1 rRNA gene is annotated in these 545 nt (G+C 49.9%); it reads right to left on the bottom strand.

From position 1 onward, the window contains the following. A 23S ribosomal RNA gene (locus KSP9073_RS17225) occupies window positions 1-545 on the bottom strand; the annotation flags it as partial.

A 545-nucleotide genomic window follows, 5' to 3' on the forward strand; every position in this document is an offset into this window, starting at 1 on the left:
GCCCTATTCAGACTCGCTTTCGCTGCGGCTCCGCCTCTTCGGCTTAACCTCGCACGCCATCGTCACTCGCCGGTTCATTCTACAAAAGGCACGCTATCACCCATTAACGGGCTCTAACTACTTGTAGGCACATGGTTTCAGGATCTATTTCACTCCCCTCCCGGGGTGCTTTTCACCTTTCCCTCACGGTACTGGTTCACTATCGGTCACTAGGGAGTATTTAGCCTTGGGAGATGGTCCTCCCGGATTCCGACGGAATTTCACGTGTTCCGCCGTACTCAGGATCCTCCTAGGTGTCTTCCACATTTCGTCTACGGGGTTTTTACCCTCTTTGACTGACTTTTCCAAGTCATTCGACTATCTGAAAGAACGACCATATTGGAGTCCTACAACCCCAACAAGCAAGCTTGTTGGTTTGGGCTTTTCCCGTTTCGCTCGCCGCTACTCAGGGAATCGAATTTTCTTTCTCTTCCTGCAGGTACTTAGATGTTTCAGTTCTCTGCGTCTACCTCGAATGTGCTATGTATTCACACAATCGTAACATC

It is taken from the genome of Kushneria phyllosphaerae, from assembly GCF_900312995.1.
Classification (GTDB): Bacteria; Pseudomonadota; Gammaproteobacteria; order Pseudomonadales; family Halomonadaceae; genus Kushneria; species Kushneria phyllosphaerae.